Here is an 18,658-nt window from a genome sequence, read left to right as displayed (position 1 = left end):
GATGAGCGCCGCGGCCGACGGTGACCGCTGGCCGCGGCGCTCAGGAAGCTCGTGTCAGGCCTGGGCCTTGACGATGTAGTCGACCGCGTTGCCCACGGTCTTGAGGTTCTTGACCTCTTCGTCCGGGATCTTCACGTCGAACTTCTCCTCGGCGTTGACCACGATGGTCATCATCGAGATGGAGTCGATGTCGAGGTCGTCCGTGAAGGACTTGTCGGCGGCGACGGTGTCGGTGGCGATACCGGTCTCGTCGTTGATCAGCTCGGCCAGGCCGGCGAGGACTTCTTCGTTGGACAGGGCCATGAGTTTCTCCTTGAGGGGGGTGTCGTTTGACCGTGGACCAGCCTAGGGCACGCAGCGTGCTCGCGCCCGGAGACTCGTCGGGGTGGTCGCTGGTCGCGCGGGATGCGCGGCCGGGTGGGATCAGGGCAGGACGACGACCTGGGCGCCGAACACGAGCCCGGCACCGAAGCCGATCTGCAGGGCGAGCCCGCCGGACAGCTCGGGGTGTTCCTCGAGCAGGCGGTGGGTGGCGAGCGGGATGCTCGCGGCGGAGGTGTTGCCGGTGGTGGTGATGTCACGGGCGATCGTGACCGACTCGGGCAGGCCGAGCTGCTTCGCGAACTCGTCGATGATGCGGATGTTCGCCTGGTGCGGCACGAACGCCGCGAGGTCCTCCGGACGCACACCGGCGGTCTCGAGGGCTTCGCGGGCGACCTTCACCATCTCCCACACGGCCCAGCGGAAGACCGTCTGACCGGCCTGGCGCATGGTCGGGCGGGGCGCGCCGGCCTCCCACTCGTTGTAGGTCGCCGTCATGCCGATGGCGTCCCACTTCGAACCGTCCGAGCCCCAGATGGTCGGGGCGATGCCGGGGAAGTCGCTCGGGCCGACGACGGCCGCGCCGGCACCGTCGCCGAGCAGGAACGAGATCGAGCGGTCGGTCGGGTCGACGACGTCGCTGAGCTTCTCGGCACCGACGACCAGGACGTGGTCGGCGAGGCCGGACTTGATGAACGAGTCGGCTTGGGCGATGCCGTAGGCGTACCCGGCGCACGCGGCGCTGATGTCGTACGCGGCGGCGGGCGTCGCGCCGATCCGCTCGGCGAGCAGCGACGCCATCGACGGGGTCGCGACGGTGTGCGTCACGGTGCTGACCAGCACGACACCGATCTGGTCGGGGGACAGGCCGGCCTTCTCGATCGCCTCGCGCGCGGCCGCCTCGGCGAGGTCGACGGCCTCGACGTCCTTGCCGGCACGCTTGCGCGTGATGATCCCGGTGCGCTGGCGGATCCACTCGTCGGACGAGTCGATCGGGCCGACCAGGTCGTCGTTGGGCACGACGTTCTCGCCGCGGGCGGCGCCGAAGGCCAGGATCCGGGTGAACTCGTGGCCGCGGCGCTGGGAGAGTGCGGGACGTTCGGTCATGCGGTGGCGTCTGCTTCCTGGTCCGCGCGCTGCAGCAGGTCGATCGCTGCGGGCAGGTCCTCGGGGGTCTTGATGGCGACGGACGGCGTGCCGCGCAGGCCGCGCTTGGCGAGCCCGACCAGGGCGCCGGCCGGCGCGAGCTCGATGATGCCGGTGACGCCGGCGGCCGCGAACGACTCCATCACGGCGTCCCAGTGCACGGGGCTCGCGATCTGCTGGACCATCAGGTCGACGAACCGGCGACCGTCGTCGACCCGTGAGCCGTCGGCGTTGGTCCAGATCGGCAGGGTCGGGTCGTGCACCGTGGCGGCCGCGGCGACCGGGGCCACGCGCTCGACCGCGGGGGCCATGAAGTGGGTGTGGAACGCACCGGCGACGGCGAGCGGGATCACGCGGGCCTTGGCGGGCGGGTCCGCCACGAGCGCGGCGATGCCGGCGGCCGTGCCGGCGACGACGGTCTGGCCGCCGCCGTTGTGGTTCGCGGGGACGAGCCCGTGGGACTCCAGTGCTGCGGCGACCGCGTCCGCGTCGCCACCGAGCACGGCGGCCATCGAGGTCGCTTCGAGGGCAGCGGCGTCCGCCATGGCCCGGCCGCGCTCGGCGACGAGCGACACGGCGTCGGTCGGCTCGAGGACCCCGGCGACCGCAGCGGCGGTGAACTCGCCGACCGAGTGCCCGGCGACCCCGCCGACCAGCGCACGGCGGCCGTCGGCCAGCAGGGCGTCGGCGGTCACGAGACCGGCGGCGACGATGAGGGGCTGCGCGAGCGCCGTGTCCTTGATGGTGTCGGCGTCCGACGTGGTGCCGTGTGCGGCGAGGTCCACCCCGATCGACTCGGACCACTGCCCGACACGTTCACGAACGGCGGCGTCCTCGAGCCAGGGGGCGAGGAAGCCGGGGGTCTGGGAGCCCTGTCCGGGCGCGACGACGACGATCACCGGACAATCCTGTCGCTCATGCACCGCGGGGCCCGTGTGGGCTTCCCACACGAAACCCCGCGTGACATTGTCGGTTCCCTACCGGCGTGGGGTGATCCGGCGACGACCCGTGGCCGATTCGGACATCGCGCCGAGGATCAGGGCCGACTGCACGATCAGGGCGTCCCGAGCGTGCGTGGCGTCCCACCCGATGATGTCCGCGACGCGGCGTAGGCGGTAGCGGACGGTGTTCGGGTGCACGAAGAGCTCGCGCGCCGTCGCCTCGAGCGACCGACCGGTGTCCAGGTAGCACCACAGGGTCTGCAGGAGCTCGGTGGACTGGTCCTTGAGCGGCACGTAGATCCGCTGCACCAGGGCGGACCGGGCGAGCGGGTCGCCGGCCAGGGCACGTTCGGGCAGCAGGTCGTCGGCCAGCGCCGGACGGGGGACCCCGCGCCATGCCCGCGCGACGGCGAACCCGGCGAGGGCTGCCTTCGCGCTGGTCGAGGCGTCGACGACCCCGGGGACCTCGTTGCCGAGCACCAGGTGGCCCTCGCCGAACAGCGGCTCGAGCGCCTGCGCGATCGCCGTGAACGAGACCGGGTCCTCGCCCTCGGGCACGTCGTCCCGCGGGGTCGAGCGCCCGATCACCACGACGAGCCGCGAGCCCTGGACGCCGACGAGCACGTCGGCGTCCATGTGGCGGGCGGTGCGGCGGACCTGGTCGACCTCGAGCTGCTTCGGTGCCGTGCCGACGAGCACCGCGACCTCGCCGTGCCCGTGCCACCCGAGGGCGGCGATGCGGGACGGCAGCTCGTCGTCGTACTCGCCCGACAGGATCGAGTCGACCACGAGCGCTTCGAGTCGGGCGTCCCACAGCCCGCGGGCCTCGGCCGCCCGGGCGTAGACGTCCGCCGCCGCGAAGGCGATGTCCCGCGAGTACTTGAGGATCGCTTCCTGCAGCATCTCGTCGTCGGCGGCGCGTTCCTCGACCACGGTCACGACCACGCGGATGAGCTGCAGGGTCTGCTGCAGGCTCACCGAGCGCAGCAGCTCACGCGGGGCCGAACCGAAGACGTCGGCCGCGGCGATCCACGGCGTCGACGCGGTGCCCTCGAGCCAGCTGATGAACGAGGTGATGCCTGCCTGGGCGACGAGGCCCACGGCGGAGCGGCGCCCCGGCGGCATCTCGCTGTACCAGGGAAGGGTGTCCTCGAGCCGCTTGATCGTGGCGGTGGAGAGTTCTCCGGACACCTGACGGAGCCAGGAGAGCGCCCGCTCGCGCGCGCTCTCCTGGCTCTGGGCCTTCGACAGGCCCTCGGTGTCCGGCTGGACGGGCGTCACCTGCTGATCAGCTCTCGCCGCCCGCGCTGCCCGTGGTGCCGGCGGTCACGTCGTGCAGGCGGTACTTGTCGATCGCCTGCTGGACGAGTGCGCCGTCGACCTTGCCCTGGCGGGCGAGCTGCTGCAGCGTCCGCACGACGACCGAGGGGCCGTCGATGTGGAAGAAGCGACGAGCGGCCGGACGGGTGTCCGAGAAGCCGAAGCCGTCGGCGCCGAGCGTGGCGTAGTCGGTCGGCACGAACGGGCGGATCTGCTCCTGCACCTGGTGCATGAAGTCGCTGACGGCGACGACCGGCCCCTCGGTGGCGAGCAGGCGCTCGGTGACGTACGGCGTGCGCGGCGACTCGTTCGGGTTGAGGAACGCGTGCTGCTCCGCGTCGAGACCGTCGCGGTACAGCTCACCCCAGCTCGTGACGCTCCAGACGTCGGCGGAGACGCCCCAGTCCTCGGCGAGGAGCTGCTGCGCCTCGAGGATCCACGGCACGGCCACCCCGGAAGCGAGCAGCTGGGCCTTCGGGCCGTCGTGCTCGCTCGGCTTGAGCAGGTACATGCCCTTGACGATGCCGTCGACGTCGATGCCCTCGGGCTCGGCCGGCTGGACGATCGGCTCGTTGTAGACCGTCAGGTAGTACATGACGTTCGGGTCGCTGTGCTTCGGCGAGCCGTCCTCGTTCGTGCCGTACATCCGGTCGAGGCCGGCCTGCACGATGTGCCCGATCTCGTACCCGTACGCGGGGTCGTACGACACCACGGCCGGGTTCGTCGTCGCGAGGAGCAGCGAGTGGCCGTCGGCGTGCTGCAGTCCCTCGCCCGTCAGCGTCGTGCGACCGGCGGTGGCGCCGATCATGAAGCCACGGGTCATCTGGTCGCCGGCGGCCCAGATGGCGTCACCCGTGCGCTGGAACCCGAACATCGAGTAGAAGACGTAGACCGGGATGAGCGGCTCGCCCTGCGTCGAGTACGAGGTGCCCACCGCGGTGAACGCGGCCATGGCCCCGGCCTCGTTGATGCCGACGTGGATGATCTGGCCCTGCGGGCTCTCCTTGTACGCCAGGAGCAGCTCGCGGTCGACCGAGGTGTAGTGCTGGCCGTTCGGGTTGTAGATCTTCGCCGTCGGGAAGTACGCGTCCATGCCGAACGTGCGGGCTTCGTCCGGGATGATCGGCACCACGCGGTTGCCGAAGTCCGGGGAGCGCAGAAGGTCCTTCAGCAGCCGGGCGAACGCCATGGTGGTGGCGATCTCCTGCTTGCCGGAGCCCTTCTTGACGACCTGGTACTTCGCGTCCTCGGGGAGGGTGATCGTGGTGTACTTCGTGCGACGCTCCGGCACGTAGCCGCCGAGCGCCTGACGACGCTCGTGCATGTACTGGATCGCCTCGTCGTCGTTGCCCGGGTGGTAGTACGGCGGCGTGTAGGGGTTCTCCTCCAGCTGCGCGTCGGAGATCGGGATGCGCATCTCGTCGCGGAACTGCTTGAGGTTGTCGAGCGTGAGCTTCTTCATCTGGTGGGTCGCGTTGCGGCCCTCGAAGCTCGGGCCGAGGCCGTAGCCCTTGACCGTCTTCGCCAGGATGACCGTCGGCTGGCCCTTGTGCTCGGTCGCGGCCTTGAACGCCGCGTAGACCTTGCGGTAGTCGTGGCCACCGCGCTTGAGGTTCCAGACCTGGTCGTCGCTGTAGCCCTCGATGAGCTCGAGCGCCTTCGGGTCGCGCCCGAAGAAGTTCTCGCGGACGTACGCGCCGTTCTCGGCCTTGTACGTCTGGTAGTCGCCGTCCGGCGTCTGGTTCATCAGGTTGAGCAGCGCGCCCTCGGTGTCGCGGGCGAGCAGGTCGTCCCACTCACGCCCCCAGACGACCTTGATGACGTTCCAGCCCGCTCCGCGGAAGAACGCCTCGAGCTCCTGGATGATCTTGCCGTTGCCGCGCACCGGACCGTCGAGCCGCTGCAGATTGCAGTTGATCACGAAGTTCAGGTTGTCGAGGCCGTCGTTCGCCGCGACCTGGAGCTGTCCGCGCGACTCGACCTCGTCCATCTCGCCGTCGCCGAGGAACGCCCAGACCTGCTGGTCGGAGGCGTCCTTGATGCCGCGGTTGGTGAGGTACTTGGCCTGCTGCGCCTGGTAGATCGCGTTGATCGGGCCGATGCCCATCGACACGGTCGGGAACTGCCAGAAGTGCGGCATGAGCCGGGGGTGCGGGTACGACGACAGGCCGCCGCCGGCATGGGACTTCTCCTGACGGAACCCGTCGAGCTGGTCCTCGCCGAGACGCCCTTCCATGTAAGCGCGGGCGTACATGCCGGGGGAGGCGTGGCCCTGGAAGAACACCTGGTCGCCGCCGGACGCGTGGTCCTGCGCGCGGAAGAAGTGGTTGTAGCCGACCTCGTACAGCGCGGCGCTCGACGCGTACGTCGAGATGTGGCCGCCGACGCTGATGCCCGGACGCTGCGCGCGGTGCACCGTGATGGCCGCGTTCCAGCGGATCCACCGGCGGTACCGGCGCTCCAGTTCCTCGTCGCCGGGGAACTCGGGTTCGTTCTCCGGCGCGATGGTGTTCACGTAGTCCGTCGTCGGGACCATCGGCACACCGAGGTGCAGTTCCTTGGACCGCTTGAGCAGGCTCAGCATGATCTCGCGACCGCGCTGGTGTCCGTGGGTCTGGACCAATCCGTCGAGGGACTCACGCCATTCGGCGGTCTCCTGCGGGTCCTGGTCGTTCGCCCCGGTGCTGTACGGGTCCTGGTCGTTCACCGTCACCCTTGACCTCGTTCGTTCTCGTGGTGGTGGACATGGTGGCTCCGGTGGTCGGGTCACGACCGGATGGGGCCCCGTCCACTCTAGGCCCCAGCACCGACGGTGATGCTGATGGTGCGGTGCACGTGGCGGGTGCTTGCATTCGGGTGCGGTCGGCGTAGCATGGCCGATCGTGCACACGCGACCCGCGTGCGCACGGACCCGACGGGTACACCCCACACCCGAGGAAGAAGCACACGTCCCGATGGCTCTCGAGATCGGCTCTCTCGCGCCGGACTTCGAGCTCCCGAACCAGTTCGGTGAGCACGTCCGACTCAGCGACTTCCGCGGCAACCGCCCGGTCGCACTCGTCTTCTTCCCGCTCGCGTTCTCGTCGAACTGCACGAACGAGCTCTGCGCCCTGCAGGACAACGTCGCGATGTTCCAGGACCAGCGCGTCGAGCTCATCGGCATCTCGGTCGACTCCAAGGCGACGCTCCGCTCCTTCGCCGAGCTCAACGGCTACGACTTCGAGCTCCTCGCCGACTTCTGGCCGCACGGCGCGGTCTCGAAGGAGTACGGCGTCTTCCTCGAGCACAAGGGCTTCGCCACCCGTGCGACCTTCGTCATCGACGTGCAGGGCCGCATCAAGGCCTCGATCATCACCGAGCCCGGCCTGCAGCGCGACGTCGCCGAGTACAAGGCCGCGCTCGACCGCCTCGCCGCCTGCACCGCACCCGTCCCGGTCGGCTAGCGTTCCGAATCCCTCCTGCGACGCATCCGCGTCGACAGCGGACAGGAGGCCCGGTGCACGCCATCGACACGGACGCACGTGACCGTGTGGTCACCACCGAGGCCTACGCCCCCTACCCGGTGTCGCCCACGCCCGCCGCGTGGCACCTCCGGCGTACCGAGGTCCTGACGCCCGCAGGACCCGTCGTGGTGCACCACCGCGCGGGTCCCGACCCGCTCCTGCTGCTGCACGGCGTCGCGGGCTCCTGGTCGACGTGGACCCCGCTGCTGACCGCGGCGCACGGCGTCGGTGACCGTGGCCTCGTGCTCGTCGACCTGCCGGGCTGGGGATCGTCGCCGGCGCCGAGCGGTTCGTTCGACCTCGACGACGTGGCCGTGTCGCTGGTCGCGGTGCTGGATGCACTCGGGATCACGACGGTGGACGTCGTCGGGCACTCGATGGGGGCCTTCGTCGGGATGCACCTGGCGGTCGTCGCGCCCCGGCTCGTGCGCTCGGTGGCCCTCGTGTCCGGCACGACCGTCGCGACCGCGGACGCCGCACGGCACCCGCTCCGAGGGCTCCGGACGCTGCCGTCGTTCACCCTGCTGCGTGCGGGCCTGTCGATCACCGGCGAGGCCGCGCGGCCGATGCTCCGGGCGCTGTCTCGCGTCGGGCTACTGCCGCTGCTCGCCGCACCCGTGTTCACGCACGTGCGACGCCTCGACCGCAGCGTGCTCGACGCCTTCGTCCAGGAACTCCGGCCGACCCGGTTCACCGACGCGGCGCGGACCGCTGCGGGCTACGACCTCGGCCGCTGGCGGGGGATCACCTGCCCGGTCACCGCGATCGCCGGGCGCGACGACGTGTTCGCGCGCGTCTCGGACCTCGAGGCCCTGCGGGAGTTCGTGCCGCAGGTCCGCACGGTGCTGCTCGACGACTGCGGGCACTTCGCGCACGTCGAGCACCCGGACGCCGTGGCCCGGGAGCTCGGGCTCGCCTGACGCTCGCGCGCGCTGTCGTTGCGCGCGCATGTTCCGACGAAGCACGCGTCGATCGACCGGTGGATCGTCGGAACATGCACACGCACCTGATGCGTGCGCACACTGCGACAGACCACGAGTCGATCCGCTCGTGGAACGTCGCTCGATGCACACGCACCGGAGCGGGTCGACGGGTCAGGCGGGGACGGGGAACGTCGCCGCGACGCGGGAACGCACCTCGGCGCGCACGGCGCGACGCATCACGGGGGAGAACAGCGAGTGGTCGCCGTCCTCGACCCGCACGATCGACACCGAACCGCGCCGACCGACACCGCCGTAGCGGCGCAGGGCCTTCTGTCCGCCGAGCCGGTCGAACAGCGCGGCGTCGTCCGGGGCGGCGATCACGACGACGTCGGTGCCGTGCTCCACGAGCGGTCGGACGTGCTCGACGACGCCGCCGACCCGATCCCGCCGCGCGATCCACTCGCGCAGGGCCTTCGGCACGACGGCGTTGTACCGCTGGCGGACCCACAGCCGACCGGCCGAGGGGGCGTCGATCGCCCGCACGGCGTCCTCGTAGCTGCCCGGTGCCGCCGGCTGCCGGCGGTAGTCGTTCGGGCTGATCTCGACGACCAGGCGCGGAGCCTCGTCGGCCGACCGACCGGCGAGCCACGCGCCGGCGCACATGCCGACGAGCACCAGGCGGTCCGAGGGGGTGCCGAGGTCGGCGACGACGGCGGACTGGTCCTCCACCCACTCCTGGGCGAAGAGGAAGCTGCGTTCGTCCTCGCGCACGCTGGTGCTCTCGCCGGTGGCACGGCGGTCGACCCGGACGACGCGGGCGCCGTCACGCGCGAGCGCACGGGCGAGGTCGACCTGGTAGTCGGTGGCGCCGACCCGGTGTTCGGCGGCGCCGTTGTGCAGGACGACGAGCGGGGCGTCGTGGTGCTGGGCGGACGACACGGTCTCGACGGCGAACAACGCGTCGGGGCCGAGGTGGACGATGCGCTCCGACACGCGGCCGTCGACGTCCAGGACCTCGTCGAGCACGGGCGGCACCACCGGCGCCGCAGCGGTCGGCGCCCAGGCGTCGAGCCAGGCGACGGCTCGGTCGACCGCGGCTCCAGGGATCCGGGCGTGGATGCTCGTGCCGTCGAGCAACTCGGCACTGCCGGGCACCTCGACGGTCTCGACGGGACCGAGGGCCTTCGGCGCGCGGGTCTCGGGCCGCACCAACGCCACGGTCGGACCGGTGCGCGGCGCGAACGCGAGGGCGGAGAGCGCCGTCGCCTCGTCGGGTTCGACCTCGATGCCGATCAGGCTCTCGACGCCGTCCACGATCCGCTCGCTGCCGATCGTGATCGTCGCCAGGGCACGTTGCCGACGGAGCCAGCCCCGACCGGACGCCGGGGCGTCCCAGACGAGCAGGGCGTCGGTTTCCTCCGCGGCGGCCGCGGCGACGAGGGCTGCGGAGGCGAGTCCGACGAACGCGACGTGCTGCACTCCCGACGTGCGGAGCACGGCGGCCGCGTGGCGTGCGGACCGGACCTGCGCGTCGGGGTCGGTGTCGGGTGCGCCGTCACCGCGTCCGGACGGGTCGTAGCGCACCGAGGCGATGCCACGGGCCTCCAGGCGGTCTGCGAGCAGGCGGAGCGTGCGGTACGCGATCACGCCTTCCTGACCCAGCGGCGGGCAGATGACGACGCCGGCCCGCGCCGCGGGCGGCAGCTGCACGGCGGCCCGGACGGCCGGTGAACCGGACCATCCGTGCAGCGTCGTCACAGCTCGAGTGCCGCGCGGACCGACGCCGGCCAGGCGTCGACGTCCGTGCCGTGTGCGGCGAACAGGGCGATGGTGATGCGCTCCAGGCCGAAGGCGATGCAGGCGCTGTGGGCGACCTTGCCGTCGGCGGTGCGGAGGCCGAACGAGGTGCCGAAGTGGTCCTCGTGCAGGTTCGCCGAGCTGATCGCCGTGGTCGGGTGGTCGTCACCGTAGACCGGCGTGACGAACTCGAACTTGAGCGCCTGCTCGACCTGGTTGCGGGCGAGCATCTGCCCGACGCGGCCGAAGAACGGGTCGTTGGCGGGGACGACGTCGATCTCGAGCCCGAACGACTCGAGCAGCTCGCGCATCACCGGGATCCGGCCGTCGCGGTGCTGCTGGGCCGACGCCGGCGTGCCGATGTGCACGAACTCGTGCATGTGGAAGGCCTGCAGGCGCATCGGGTCGAGCGACGGCTCGCGGCGGAAGGAGTCGCCGACGATGTCGAAGAAGCGGCCCTCCTGCGGGATCGTGTCGCCGACCAGGCCGTACACCGGGTGGCAGACCGCGGGGGTGAGCATGAGGTCGGCGGGCTCGAGGAAGCCCTCCCAGCGCTCACCGCGCTCGCGGGCGGCGAGCAGTGCCCGGTGCGTGCGGTCGTCGCCGGTGAAGCCGGAGATCGACGCGGCGAGGTCCGGGAACGACGCGATGTAGTCGGTGCGCTCGAACGCGGCGAGCGGCTCGACCGGCGGGAACCGCAGCACCTCGGCGTCGAGGTCCTGCTGGCTGCGCTCGGCTGCGGCGTCGACGGCCGTGTACACGCGCTCGAACACGCCGGTGCGGCCGTACAGCCCGGGGGAGCCGAGGTCGATGAGCACGCGGTCGGCGAGCAGGCGGGCACGGAGTGCGGCGCGGGCGGCGTCGAGGTCCGGAGCGGTGGTGGTGGTGGTGGTGGGGTCCGTGAGGGTCACAGGATCACTCCCGTCATGAGGGCCAGGTCGGCGTCGTTCTTGAGGAGACGGTCGTTGCTCACCATGACGGCGGCGCCGTGGGCGTCTCGGAGGTGTCGGGCGATGCTCATCGGACCTGAGGCGGCGTAGCCCGCGATCCCGACGATCCGCATCGCCTTCGTGACGATGTCGGTGACGCGCTCGGACGCCCCGATCTTCAGGGCGTTCGCGGCGAGGGCGTAGGCGCTCGAGGCGAGCACCTCGGGGTCGTCGGCGGCGGCGTCGAACCGCTCGGCGGCGTGCCGGACGGAGTCGGCGAGGGCCTGCAGGTCGACCAGGAGTTCGGCGAGCCGGAGTGCTCCGGGCGGGGTCGTCCCGATCGCGGCGCGGGCCTGCTTGCGGACGGCGGTCCGGGCGCGCTCGCTTGCCGAGGCGGCGATGCCGAGCCACACCGAGGCCCAGAGCACGTGCGACACCGGCAGGACCGTCTGCGCCGAGATCGCGGCGTAGTCGTCGCGGAACACCCGGTCGACCGTGGTCTCGGTGTCGAGGATCCAGCCGTTGCTGCAGGTCCCGCGCAGCCCCATGGTGTCCCAGGTGGAGGTCTGCGACAGCAGCATCGAGTCGGTCCGGCAGATGAGCAGCCGCTGGTCGGAGGCCGGGGCGTCCGGGTCGCGGCGGGCGGTGACGAACACCGCGTCGGCCTCGGTGGCGTACGAGATCACCGGCGCGTCCTTGCGCAGGCGGATCCGGCCGTCGTCGGTTGCCTCGATCGAGCACGTCGAACGACGGGCGTCGCCACCGACCCCGCGCTCCGTGGTGGCCGAGGCGACGAGTGCGCCGTCACGGACCGCGGCGATGGTCTCGAGCACCCCGGCACCGTCGCCGCCGTGCCGCCAGAGCGCCATCACCTGACCCTGGTGCATCGCGAAGACCATCCCGGTGGCGGCACAGGCACGCCCGAGCTCGGTGGCGATCGCGGAGAGCTCGGACACCGAAGCGCCCTCGCCACCGTGCTCGGCGGGGACGGCAGCGGCGAGCAGACCGTACTCGCGCATCGCCGCGATGGCCTCGCGCGGCGGACGGGCGTCGCGGTCGACCTCGTCCGCGAACTGCGCAGCGACCGCGGCGACGGCGGCGGCACGCTCGGCGAACCGGTCGACGACCGCGGTCGCCGCCATGGTCAGGGTCACGAGGCGAGCTCCGCAGCGGCCACGATCGACTCGACGGTGGCGAAGGTGGACCGGTTCAGGACCGAGTCGGGGAACTCGACGTCGAGCTCGGACTCGACGGCGAGCATGACGTTCACCGTGGCGTGCGACGACAGCCCGAGCGCGTACAGGTCGGCGATCGAGGCGACGTCCTGCGCGTCCACGGTCAGGCGCCCGTGGTCGGCGAGGGCGCGGCGGACGGCCTGCTCGATCGCCGGGTCGGCGAGCGTCGCGGTCGTGGTCGCCGTCGGTGCGGTCGTGCTGGAGAGCTGTGGTTCCTGGTCCATGACGGCAACGATAAGGAAGACCGGGCCTCGGGAAACCGCCGTGCGGGTGCGCGAAACCGCACGGCGTCCGACGCCCCTGTGCGGTGGTACAGGGTGGCGCGGGCGGTGGTGCCGGTGCGCCCCGTCAGCGGTCGGACAGCGCGACCGCCGTCGCCACGGCCAGCCCCCGCTCGTGCGCGAGTGACACCGCGATCGGGCCGCACCCGACCGACTCGGCCAGCGCGGCGGCGGCCCCGGTCAGCTCGACCGTCGGCGCCCCGCGGTCGTCGAGGACGATCGCCACGTCGCGCAGCGGGATCGCCTGTTCCGGCGCGGGGCGGAGGAGCTTCACCACCGCTTCCTTGCCCGCGAACCGTGCCGCCAGACGCTCCGGGTCGTCGCCCGCGTCGGTACGCTCCCGCACGGTGAAGAGCCGGTCCAGGTACCGCTCACCGTGGGCGGAGATGCTCGCGACGACGTCCTCGACCGCGGCGAGGTCGGTGCCGGTCCGGATCGTGCCCATGGCAGCAGGCTACGCAGGTCGCGGCGACCCCGCATGCCGGCAGCGGCATGGGCGTCGGAGGGGGTTCGTATGATCGGTGCCAGAGACCACCGAGGGGGAACCGATGGCATCACCGTGGACCGGCATCATCGAGGACGCGCGACACTACCCGTCGCCGCACAACTCGCAACCGATCGTCGTGCGCGTCGAGGACGACCGCACCGCGACCGTGTTCTACGACCTGCGACGGGGGCTGCCGGCGGAGTCCTTCGGCATCCCGTTCGGGCACGTCTGCGCGGGGGTGTTCCTGGCCGGGCTCGAGGTCGTCGCCCGGGCGCACGGTTTCTCCGTGCAGGAGCGGCTCGACCACGCCGAGATGGACTTCGGCCGGCTGGACGGCGCGGCCGATGACGGTCTGCACCGCTTGGGCAGCGTGACCTTGCGTCCGCGGGCGGTCACGGCGGACGACCGGGAGGCCCTGGCCCGCTTCCTCGCGCGGCGCACCTCACGCAGGCCCTACGACGCCACCCTGGTGGACGACTCAGCGATCGAGGCCGCGTCCGCCATCGCGTCGGCAGCCGGGCAGCGCTTCCGCACCACGTCCGACCGGGCGACCGTCGACGAGATCGTGCGCGTCAACCAGGAGACGCTGTTCGACGACCTGCAGCACGACGCCGTGCACGACGAGATCCTGCACTGGCTGCGGTTCTCGAAGCGGCAGGCGGCGACGACCGGTGACGGCTTGTCGGCCGAGACGATGCTCATGCCCGGACCGGTGCTCCGGTTCGCGATGGAGCACCGCGGGCTGTGGGAAGCACCCGGAGTCGGCGGGGTCTTCAAGCGCGTGTACCTGTCGACCATGCGCGGGGTCCGGCAGCTCGGCTGGCTCGAAGGGCCGTTCCGCACGCCGGCCGAGTACGTCGAGGCCGGCCGCGTGTTCATGCGGATCTGGCTCGAGTTCACCGCGCGGGGGATCGCCCTGCACCCGTTCGGCACCGTGATCACGAACCCGCGCTCGCACGCCGCCTTCGTCGAACAGGCCGGCGTCGACGAGTCCGACGGTCGGATGGCGTGGATGCTCTTCCGCTTCGGGCACAGCGCGCCACCACCCCTGGCACACCGCAGACCCGCGGCCGCCATGACGCTCGGGGGTGCACGGTGAAGCGCGCGGCGGTCTTCACGGTCGTCTGGGTCGTCGAGACCTTCGTGGCGCTGTTCATGCCGCGCGTCGGCACCCACAAGCTCCTGCTCACGCCGGGCATCGAGCCGCTCCGCTGGACCCTCGGACGCTGGCGTGCCTGGCGGACCGTGGAGCGGGCTGCGAAGCGGGTGCCTGCGTACGGGGCGTTCCTGGCGGAGGCGGGGCGGGCCTCCCGTCCGTTCCGTCTCGACACGCGTGGCGGGATCGCCGCAGCGATCTCGGGGCTGCCCGAGATGGACAAGGAGTCGTACGTCAAGCGGTGGAGCATCCCCGAGCGCTGCGTCGACGGACGGCTGCCACGGCGCGGGGTCGTCGTCGACGAGTCGAGCGGGTCGAGCGGCACGCCGACCAGCTGGGTGCGCGGTCCCGACGAACGCCAGGCCACACGGCAACTGCTGCAGCTCGGGTTCTCGCGCACCGCGAAGGACCTGCCGAAGCAGCCGTTCGTGCTCAACGCGTTCTCGCTCGGGGCGTGGGCAACCGGCATGAACGTGACGGCGTCGCTCACCGAGTCGTCGATGATCAAGTCGATCGGGCCCGACCGCGACAAGATCGTGCAGACGATGCGCGAGTTCGGCACCGACTTCACGTACATCATCTGCAGCTACCCGCCGTTCCTGAAGGCGCTGTTCGAGGACGACCGGATCGACTGGAGCGAGTACACGATCGTCGCGGCGTTCGGTGGCGAGGGCATCAGCGAGAACATGCGCGCCCACATCGAGCAGTACGCGCAGGCCGTCCTCGGGTCGTACGGGGCGAGCGACCTCGAGATCAACCTCGGCATCGAGACGCCGTTCAGCGTGCAGCTGCGTCGGGCGATCGCGGCGTCGCCCGAGCTGTCCGCCGCGCTGACGAAGCAGGCCGAGTACGGCGTGCTGCCGATGGTGTTCCAGTTCAACCCGTTCGGGTACCTGATCGAGACGAACGAACTCGGCGAACTCGTCGTCACGATCACCCGGTCCGAGAACATCAGTCCGCGGATCCGGTACAACATCCACGACCGCGGGCACGTCGTCCGGATGCGTCCACTGCGGCAGACGCTCCGCGCACACGGCTTCGACGAACTCGCCGACGCCGCCGAGCTCGACCTGCCGCTGCTGTTCCACTACGGCCGGTCCGACCTGTCCGTCGACTACAACGGCGCGGTCGTCGCGCCCGATGTCGTGCGCGACGTGGTCTACGGCGACCCGGAGCTGCTCGAGGCCGTCGAGAACCACCGGCTCATCAGCTACGAGGACGACCGGGGCGACCGGCAGCTGCACATCGCGTTCCAGCTCGCCACCGGAGCCGGTGACTTCGACTCGGACGCGGCGCGCCCCGCGGTCATCGCCGAACTGCGGCGGCTGAACAAGGACTTCTCGAACGCGATCCGCACTGCGCCGCCCGGCACACTGCCGACGGTGGCGTTCTACCCGTACCGGACGGGGCCGTTCCGCGAGGACGGCAAGAAGCTCAAGAACGAGTACGTGTGGCAGTTGCCGGCCGGCTCCGTGGAGCAGTGGGAGCTCGACCTGACGTGGGTCGCGCCGAAGGAGGCGTGAGCGGGGGCGGTGCGGTTCCGTGCGAGGTTCCGTCTTCGGTGCGGGTCCCGTCGGGGCGCACCGGGTACGGAACCTCGCACCCTTCGAGCTAGCCGTACTGCGGCGGCCAGTCGAAGGGGGCCGGCAGGCGCGGGACCTCGCCGATCGTCGTGACGATCAGGACGACCTCGCGCCGGTTCGTCAGCTCGATCGAGCGTGGGTTGCCGATCGTCCGGCGCCCGTCCACCCACACCGTGAGCTCGCCGCGCAGGCCGCCGACGTGTTCCGGACCGAGCGAGACACCCCACTCGTCGAAGAACTGGCCGAGCGTGAACGTCTGCTCGGTGGGGGACTCGACGTGCACGATGCCCGAGGTGTCGTGCGTGTGGATCTCGGCGGCGAACTTCCCCCGGTCCGAGTGCCCGATGTTCGCCGGGACCGTCACCGGGGTGTCGCCGTCGAGGATCGTCAGGTGGGTGTGGACGTGCTCGGCGAGCCGCTCGCCCCACACGTTCCGGAGGCCCGCCGCGTCGGCACGGGCGGACAGGTCGGTCGGCCGCGGCCAGGGCGGAGCGTCGCGCGACGCCCCCGCCTCCGGCGCTGCGCAGCCGGACAGCAGCAGGAGTGCTGCCACCGCGACCGCGACGACGCGGGTCTTCACCAGCGGTCGTGGACCGTGGCGCGGAACCACGTGTCGTAGAGGTCGCGCACCGTGGCGTCCAGGCCGTCGATCTCCGGCAGGTCGCCGGCCGCCGCGTTCGACCGGGCCTGCTCCGGGTTTCGGGCTCCGGGGATCGCCGCGGTCACGCCGTCCTGCGCGATGACCCAGGCGAGCGCCGCCTGCGGCACCGAGACGGCGTCCGGCAGCGACGCTGCGAAGGTCTGCGCCGCGCGCACGCCGTCGTCGTAGTCCACACCGCTGAACGTCTCGCCCTGGTCGAAGGCCTCGCCGTGGCGGTTGTAGTTGCGGTGGTCGCCCTCGGCGAACGACGTCTCCGTCGTGTACTTGCCGGACAGCAACCCCGATGCCAACGGGACGCGCGCGAGGATGCCGACCCCTGCCTCCAGGGCTGCCGGCAGCACGCGGTCGAGCGGCTTGAGCCGGAACGCGTTGAGGATGATCTGGACGCTCGCGACGCCGGGCCGGGCGATCGCGGCGAGTGCCTGGTCGGCTGTCTCGACGCTGACGCCGTAGGCAGCGACCGAGCCGTCCGCGACCAGCGCGTCGAGGGCGTCGTACACGGCGTCGTCGCCGATGACCTCGGACGGCGGGCAGTGCAGCTGCAACAGGTCGAGCGTGTCCTGCCGCAGGTTCGTGCGGGAACGGTCGACCCACTCGCGGAAGTTCGCTGCGACGTAGTTCGCCGGGACCTGCTCGGCACGCCGACCCATCTTCGTCGTGACCGTCAACGGCACGTCGGGGTTCGATGCGCGCCAGGACCCGATGAGCTGCTCGCTGCGACCGTCGCCGTACACGTCGGCGGTGTCGAAGAGCGTGACACCGGACTCGACCGAGGCGTCCATCACGGCGTTCGCGTCCGCCTCGCTCACCGGACCCCAGTCACCGCCGAACTGCCACGTACCGAGACCGATGGGGGAGACTTCGCGGCCGGTGCGACCGAGGGTGCGACTCTGCATGCCGCCGAGCGTAGTCAGCGGGCTCCGGCGGTCGCTCAGCCGATGGTCCCGCGCGGTCGCTCAGCCGATCGTGGAGACGCCGCGGCGGAGCAGCGCACGGGCCGCTCGAGCACGGGGGATGACCCACACCGCCGCCCACAGGACCATGCCGGCCCAGAGCAGGATCAACATCGTCGTGATGAGGGCGTCGTGCTGGTCACGCATCGACCACGTCATCGCGATCCACAGCGTGCCGAGGACGACCTTGCCCCAGCCGGCTCCTTCGCGGTCGGCCTGCGCCTGGACGAGTGGGATCCACAGCTCGGCGGGTACTCCGACCGGGATCTGGCCCTCGGCGACCCAGTCGCGGACCAGGACCGAGTTCTCGTACCCGCCCTCGGCGCGCCAGGACCGGAGCTGCAGGTACACGGCGATCGCGGCACCTGCCGCCGCGGACGGGATGCCGACGGAGACCAGGACGGTGGTGGTCGCCTCCGTCCACGACGACAACACGAGCATGACGAGGACGACCGCGAACGCGGCACCCGTCACCCCGGAGCCGAGGAGCCGCAGCCGCCCGGATTCGTCGAGGACACCGGCACCGTTCACGAGGGAGAGGGTACCCGCCACCCCCGGGGTTCTCGGGTGCGGGTGCGCCCGAGGGTGCAGCTGTGCCCCGAGGTTCCGAAATCTCGGCATCTCGGGCCGCTGTGCGCCCGGGATCGGCACCTCGGTGATCATCGCGCGGCATGTCGTGGAACCTCGCCACGTCATTTTGGTTCGGACTGGAGGCCCGTCCCGCGTCGTTCTCCACAGTTGCGTCCCACCGGGGTCGGGCCCGACACCTCGTGCGCGATGCTCTCGTCATGGGGAATCGAGCACGCGTCGACCACTCGCCGAGGCCGTTCCCGGTGCGAGAGGCGCTGGGGGCCGGAGCGAGCCCATCGCGGCTGACCCGTCGTGACCTCAGGGCTCCGGTCCACGGCGTCCGCGTCGGAGCGGACGTGCCCGTGACGGTCGTCGAAGCGATCGCCGTCGTCCTCCGGAGCGACCAGTTCGTCAGCCACACCACGGCCGCTCGGCTCTGGGGAGCGCCTCGCCTGGCCGACGCTCCAGATCACGCTCGAGTACGACGGTGACCACCACCGTGACCGCCGGACCTTCCAGCACGATCAGCGCCGGTCGAACGGGTTCGCGGTGAACGGCTGGATCGTCATCCACGCGACAGTTGCCGACGCCGGGCGTCCGGCCGTGCTGTTCGAACGACTCCGACAGGCGTTCGTCCAACGCCAGGTCGAGGGTCGGGCCCGCCGCGCGGCCTGACGAGGCTCCGAAGCACCCCGATGCCGGGCGGACCTACTGCGCCGAGGTTCCACGACTCGCCGCCCGTTCATCGCCGAGGTTCCACGGCGGCGCGCTCGGGGCTGCGAGGTGCCGAGATTTCGGAACCTCGGGGGACGGGGACGGGGACGGGGACGGGGGACGCGACGGGCTCCGCGC

At 71.5% G+C, this 18,658-nt stretch carries 18 protein-coding genes; 5 read left to right on the top strand and 13 right to left on the bottom strand.

The annotated features are described in order from the left end of the window. Window positions 1-54: 54 nt before the first annotated feature. From EDF48_RS06480 to aceE, 5 genes are all read right to left on the bottom strand, one after another. Window positions 55-303 carry an acyl carrier protein gene (locus EDF48_RS06480; protein WP_017886710.1) on the bottom strand — a complete coding sequence of 83 codons (249 nt, stop codon included), beginning with the start codon at window positions 301-303 and terminating at the stop codon, window positions 55-57. 120 nt (window positions 304-423) lie between these two features. After that, complete coding sequence (locus EDF48_RS06475) at window positions 424-1,428, bottom strand: beta-ketoacyl-ACP synthase III (protein ID WP_123938256.1); 1,005 nt, start codon at window positions 1,426-1,428, stop codon at window positions 424-426. Continuing rightward, entirely contained in the window at window positions 1,425-2,366 is a 942-nt protein-coding gene (locus EDF48_RS06470; protein ID WP_123292580.1) for an ACP S-malonyltransferase, read from the bottom strand. Before EDF48_RS06470 ends, EDF48_RS06475 begins: the two co-directional genes overlap by 4 nt. A 78-nt stretch (window positions 2,367-2,444) precedes the next feature. After that, window positions 2,445-3,659: a helix-turn-helix domain-containing protein gene (locus EDF48_RS06465; protein WP_111085717.1), complete on the bottom strand. Its 1,215-nt coding sequence runs from the start codon at window positions 3,657-3,659 to the stop codon at window positions 2,445-2,447. Window positions 3,660-3,696: 37 nt separating this feature from the next. Then, window positions 3,697-6,441: a pyruvate dehydrogenase (acetyl-transferring), homodimeric type gene (gene aceE, locus EDF48_RS06460; RefSeq protein ID WP_131878900.1), complete on the bottom strand. Its 2,745-nt coding sequence runs from the start codon at window positions 6,439-6,441 to the stop codon at window positions 3,697-3,699. A gap of 241 nt (window positions 6,442-6,682) precedes the next feature. On the opposite strand from aceE, the gene EDF48_RS06455 reads away from it, so the two are divergent. Then, window positions 6,683-7,171, top strand: a complete 489-nt coding sequence (locus tag EDF48_RS06455; protein ID WP_111085695.1) for a peroxiredoxin — start codon at window positions 6,683-6,685, stop codon at window positions 7,169-7,171. A 53-nt stretch (window positions 7,172-7,224) separates the two neighbouring features. Continuing rightward, on the top strand, window positions 7,225-8,151 hold the full coding sequence (locus EDF48_RS06450) for an alpha/beta hydrolase (RefSeq protein ID WP_165932334.1): 927 nt from the start codon (window positions 7,225-7,227) through the stop codon (window positions 8,149-8,151). A gap of 174 nt (window positions 8,152-8,325) precedes the next feature. On the opposite strand, the gene EDF48_RS06445 is transcribed toward EDF48_RS06450, so the two are convergent. From EDF48_RS06445 to EDF48_RS06425, 5 genes are all read right to left on the bottom strand, one after another. Beyond that, on the bottom strand, window positions 8,326-9,912 hold the full coding sequence (locus tag EDF48_RS06445; protein WP_131878896.1) for an alpha/beta fold hydrolase: 1,587 nt from the start codon (window positions 9,910-9,912) through the stop codon (window positions 8,326-8,328). After that, a complete protein-coding gene (locus EDF48_RS06440) occupies window positions 9,909-10,862 on the bottom strand; it encodes an amino acid--[acyl-carrier-protein] ligase (protein WP_131878894.1) in 954 nt (317 codons plus the stop codon). Before EDF48_RS06440 ends, EDF48_RS06445 begins: the two co-directional genes overlap by 4 nt. Next, entirely contained in the window at window positions 10,859-12,034 is a 1,176-nt protein-coding gene (locus tag EDF48_RS06435) for an acyl-CoA dehydrogenase family protein (protein ID WP_200849193.1), read from the bottom strand. Before EDF48_RS06435 ends, EDF48_RS06440 begins: the two co-directional genes overlap by 4 nt. Continuing rightward, entirely contained in the window at window positions 12,031-12,339 is a 309-nt protein-coding gene (locus EDF48_RS06430) for an acyl carrier protein (RefSeq protein ID WP_123292585.1), read from the bottom strand. The genes EDF48_RS06435 and EDF48_RS06430 overlap by 4 nt, the downstream gene beginning before the upstream one ends. Window positions 12,340-12,463: 124 nt before the next feature. Beyond that, window positions 12,464-12,841, bottom strand: coding sequence for a holo-ACP synthase (locus EDF48_RS06425; protein ID WP_123938251.1), 378 nt, complete (start codon window positions 12,839-12,841; stop codon window positions 12,464-12,466). A gap of 103 nt (window positions 12,842-12,944) precedes the next feature. Here EDF48_RS06425 and EDF48_RS06420 point away from each other — a divergent pair, with 103 nt between their 5' ends. Together EDF48_RS06420 and EDF48_RS06415 are read left to right on the top strand one after the other, a co-directional pair. Next, window positions 12,945-13,982: a hypothetical protein gene (locus EDF48_RS06420; protein ID WP_131878892.1), complete on the top strand. Its 1,038-nt coding sequence runs from the start codon at window positions 12,945-12,947 to the stop codon at window positions 13,980-13,982. Next, window positions 13,979-15,562 (top strand): CoF synthetase, encoded by a 1,584-nt coding sequence (locus EDF48_RS06415; RefSeq protein WP_243698050.1) that lies wholly within the window; start codon window positions 13,979-13,981, stop codon window positions 15,560-15,562. The genes EDF48_RS06420 and EDF48_RS06415 overlap by 4 nt, the downstream gene beginning before the upstream one ends. Window positions 15,563-15,650: 88 nt before the next feature. Here the strand turns inward: EDF48_RS06415 and EDF48_RS06410 are convergent, their stop codons facing one another. Genes EDF48_RS06410 through EDF48_RS06400 form a run of 3 tightly spaced genes read right to left on the bottom strand, consistent with a single transcriptional unit; the run spans window position 15,651 to window position 17,767 of the window. Then, complete coding sequence (locus tag EDF48_RS06410) at window positions 15,651-16,202, bottom strand: hypothetical protein (RefSeq protein ID WP_131878890.1); 552 nt, start codon at window positions 16,200-16,202, stop codon at window positions 15,651-15,653. After that, on the bottom strand, window positions 16,199-17,179 hold the full coding sequence (locus tag EDF48_RS06405) for an aldo/keto reductase (protein ID WP_131878888.1): 981 nt from the start codon (window positions 17,177-17,179) through the stop codon (window positions 16,199-16,201). The genes EDF48_RS06410 and EDF48_RS06405 overlap by 4 nt, the downstream gene beginning before the upstream one ends. A 60-nt stretch (window positions 17,180-17,239) precedes the next feature. Beyond that, window positions 17,240-17,767, bottom strand: coding sequence for a hypothetical protein (locus EDF48_RS06400; RefSeq protein ID WP_111085686.1), 528 nt, complete (start codon window positions 17,765-17,767; stop codon window positions 17,240-17,242). A 588-nt stretch (window positions 17,768-18,355) separates the two neighbouring features. On the opposite strand from EDF48_RS06400, the gene EDF48_RS19535 reads away from it, so the two are divergent. Then, window positions 18,356-18,481, top strand: a complete 126-nt coding sequence (locus EDF48_RS19535; protein WP_279432379.1) for a hypothetical protein — start codon at window positions 18,356-18,358, stop codon at window positions 18,479-18,481. Window positions 18,482-18,658: the final 177 nt, after the last annotated feature.

It is taken from the genome of Curtobacterium sp. PhB191 (genome assembly GCF_004346515.1).
In the GTDB taxonomy this organism is placed as follows: domain Bacteria; phylum Actinomycetota; class Actinomycetes; order Actinomycetales; family Microbacteriaceae; genus Curtobacterium.
This window is presented reverse-complemented; position numbering and strand designations above follow the sequence as displayed.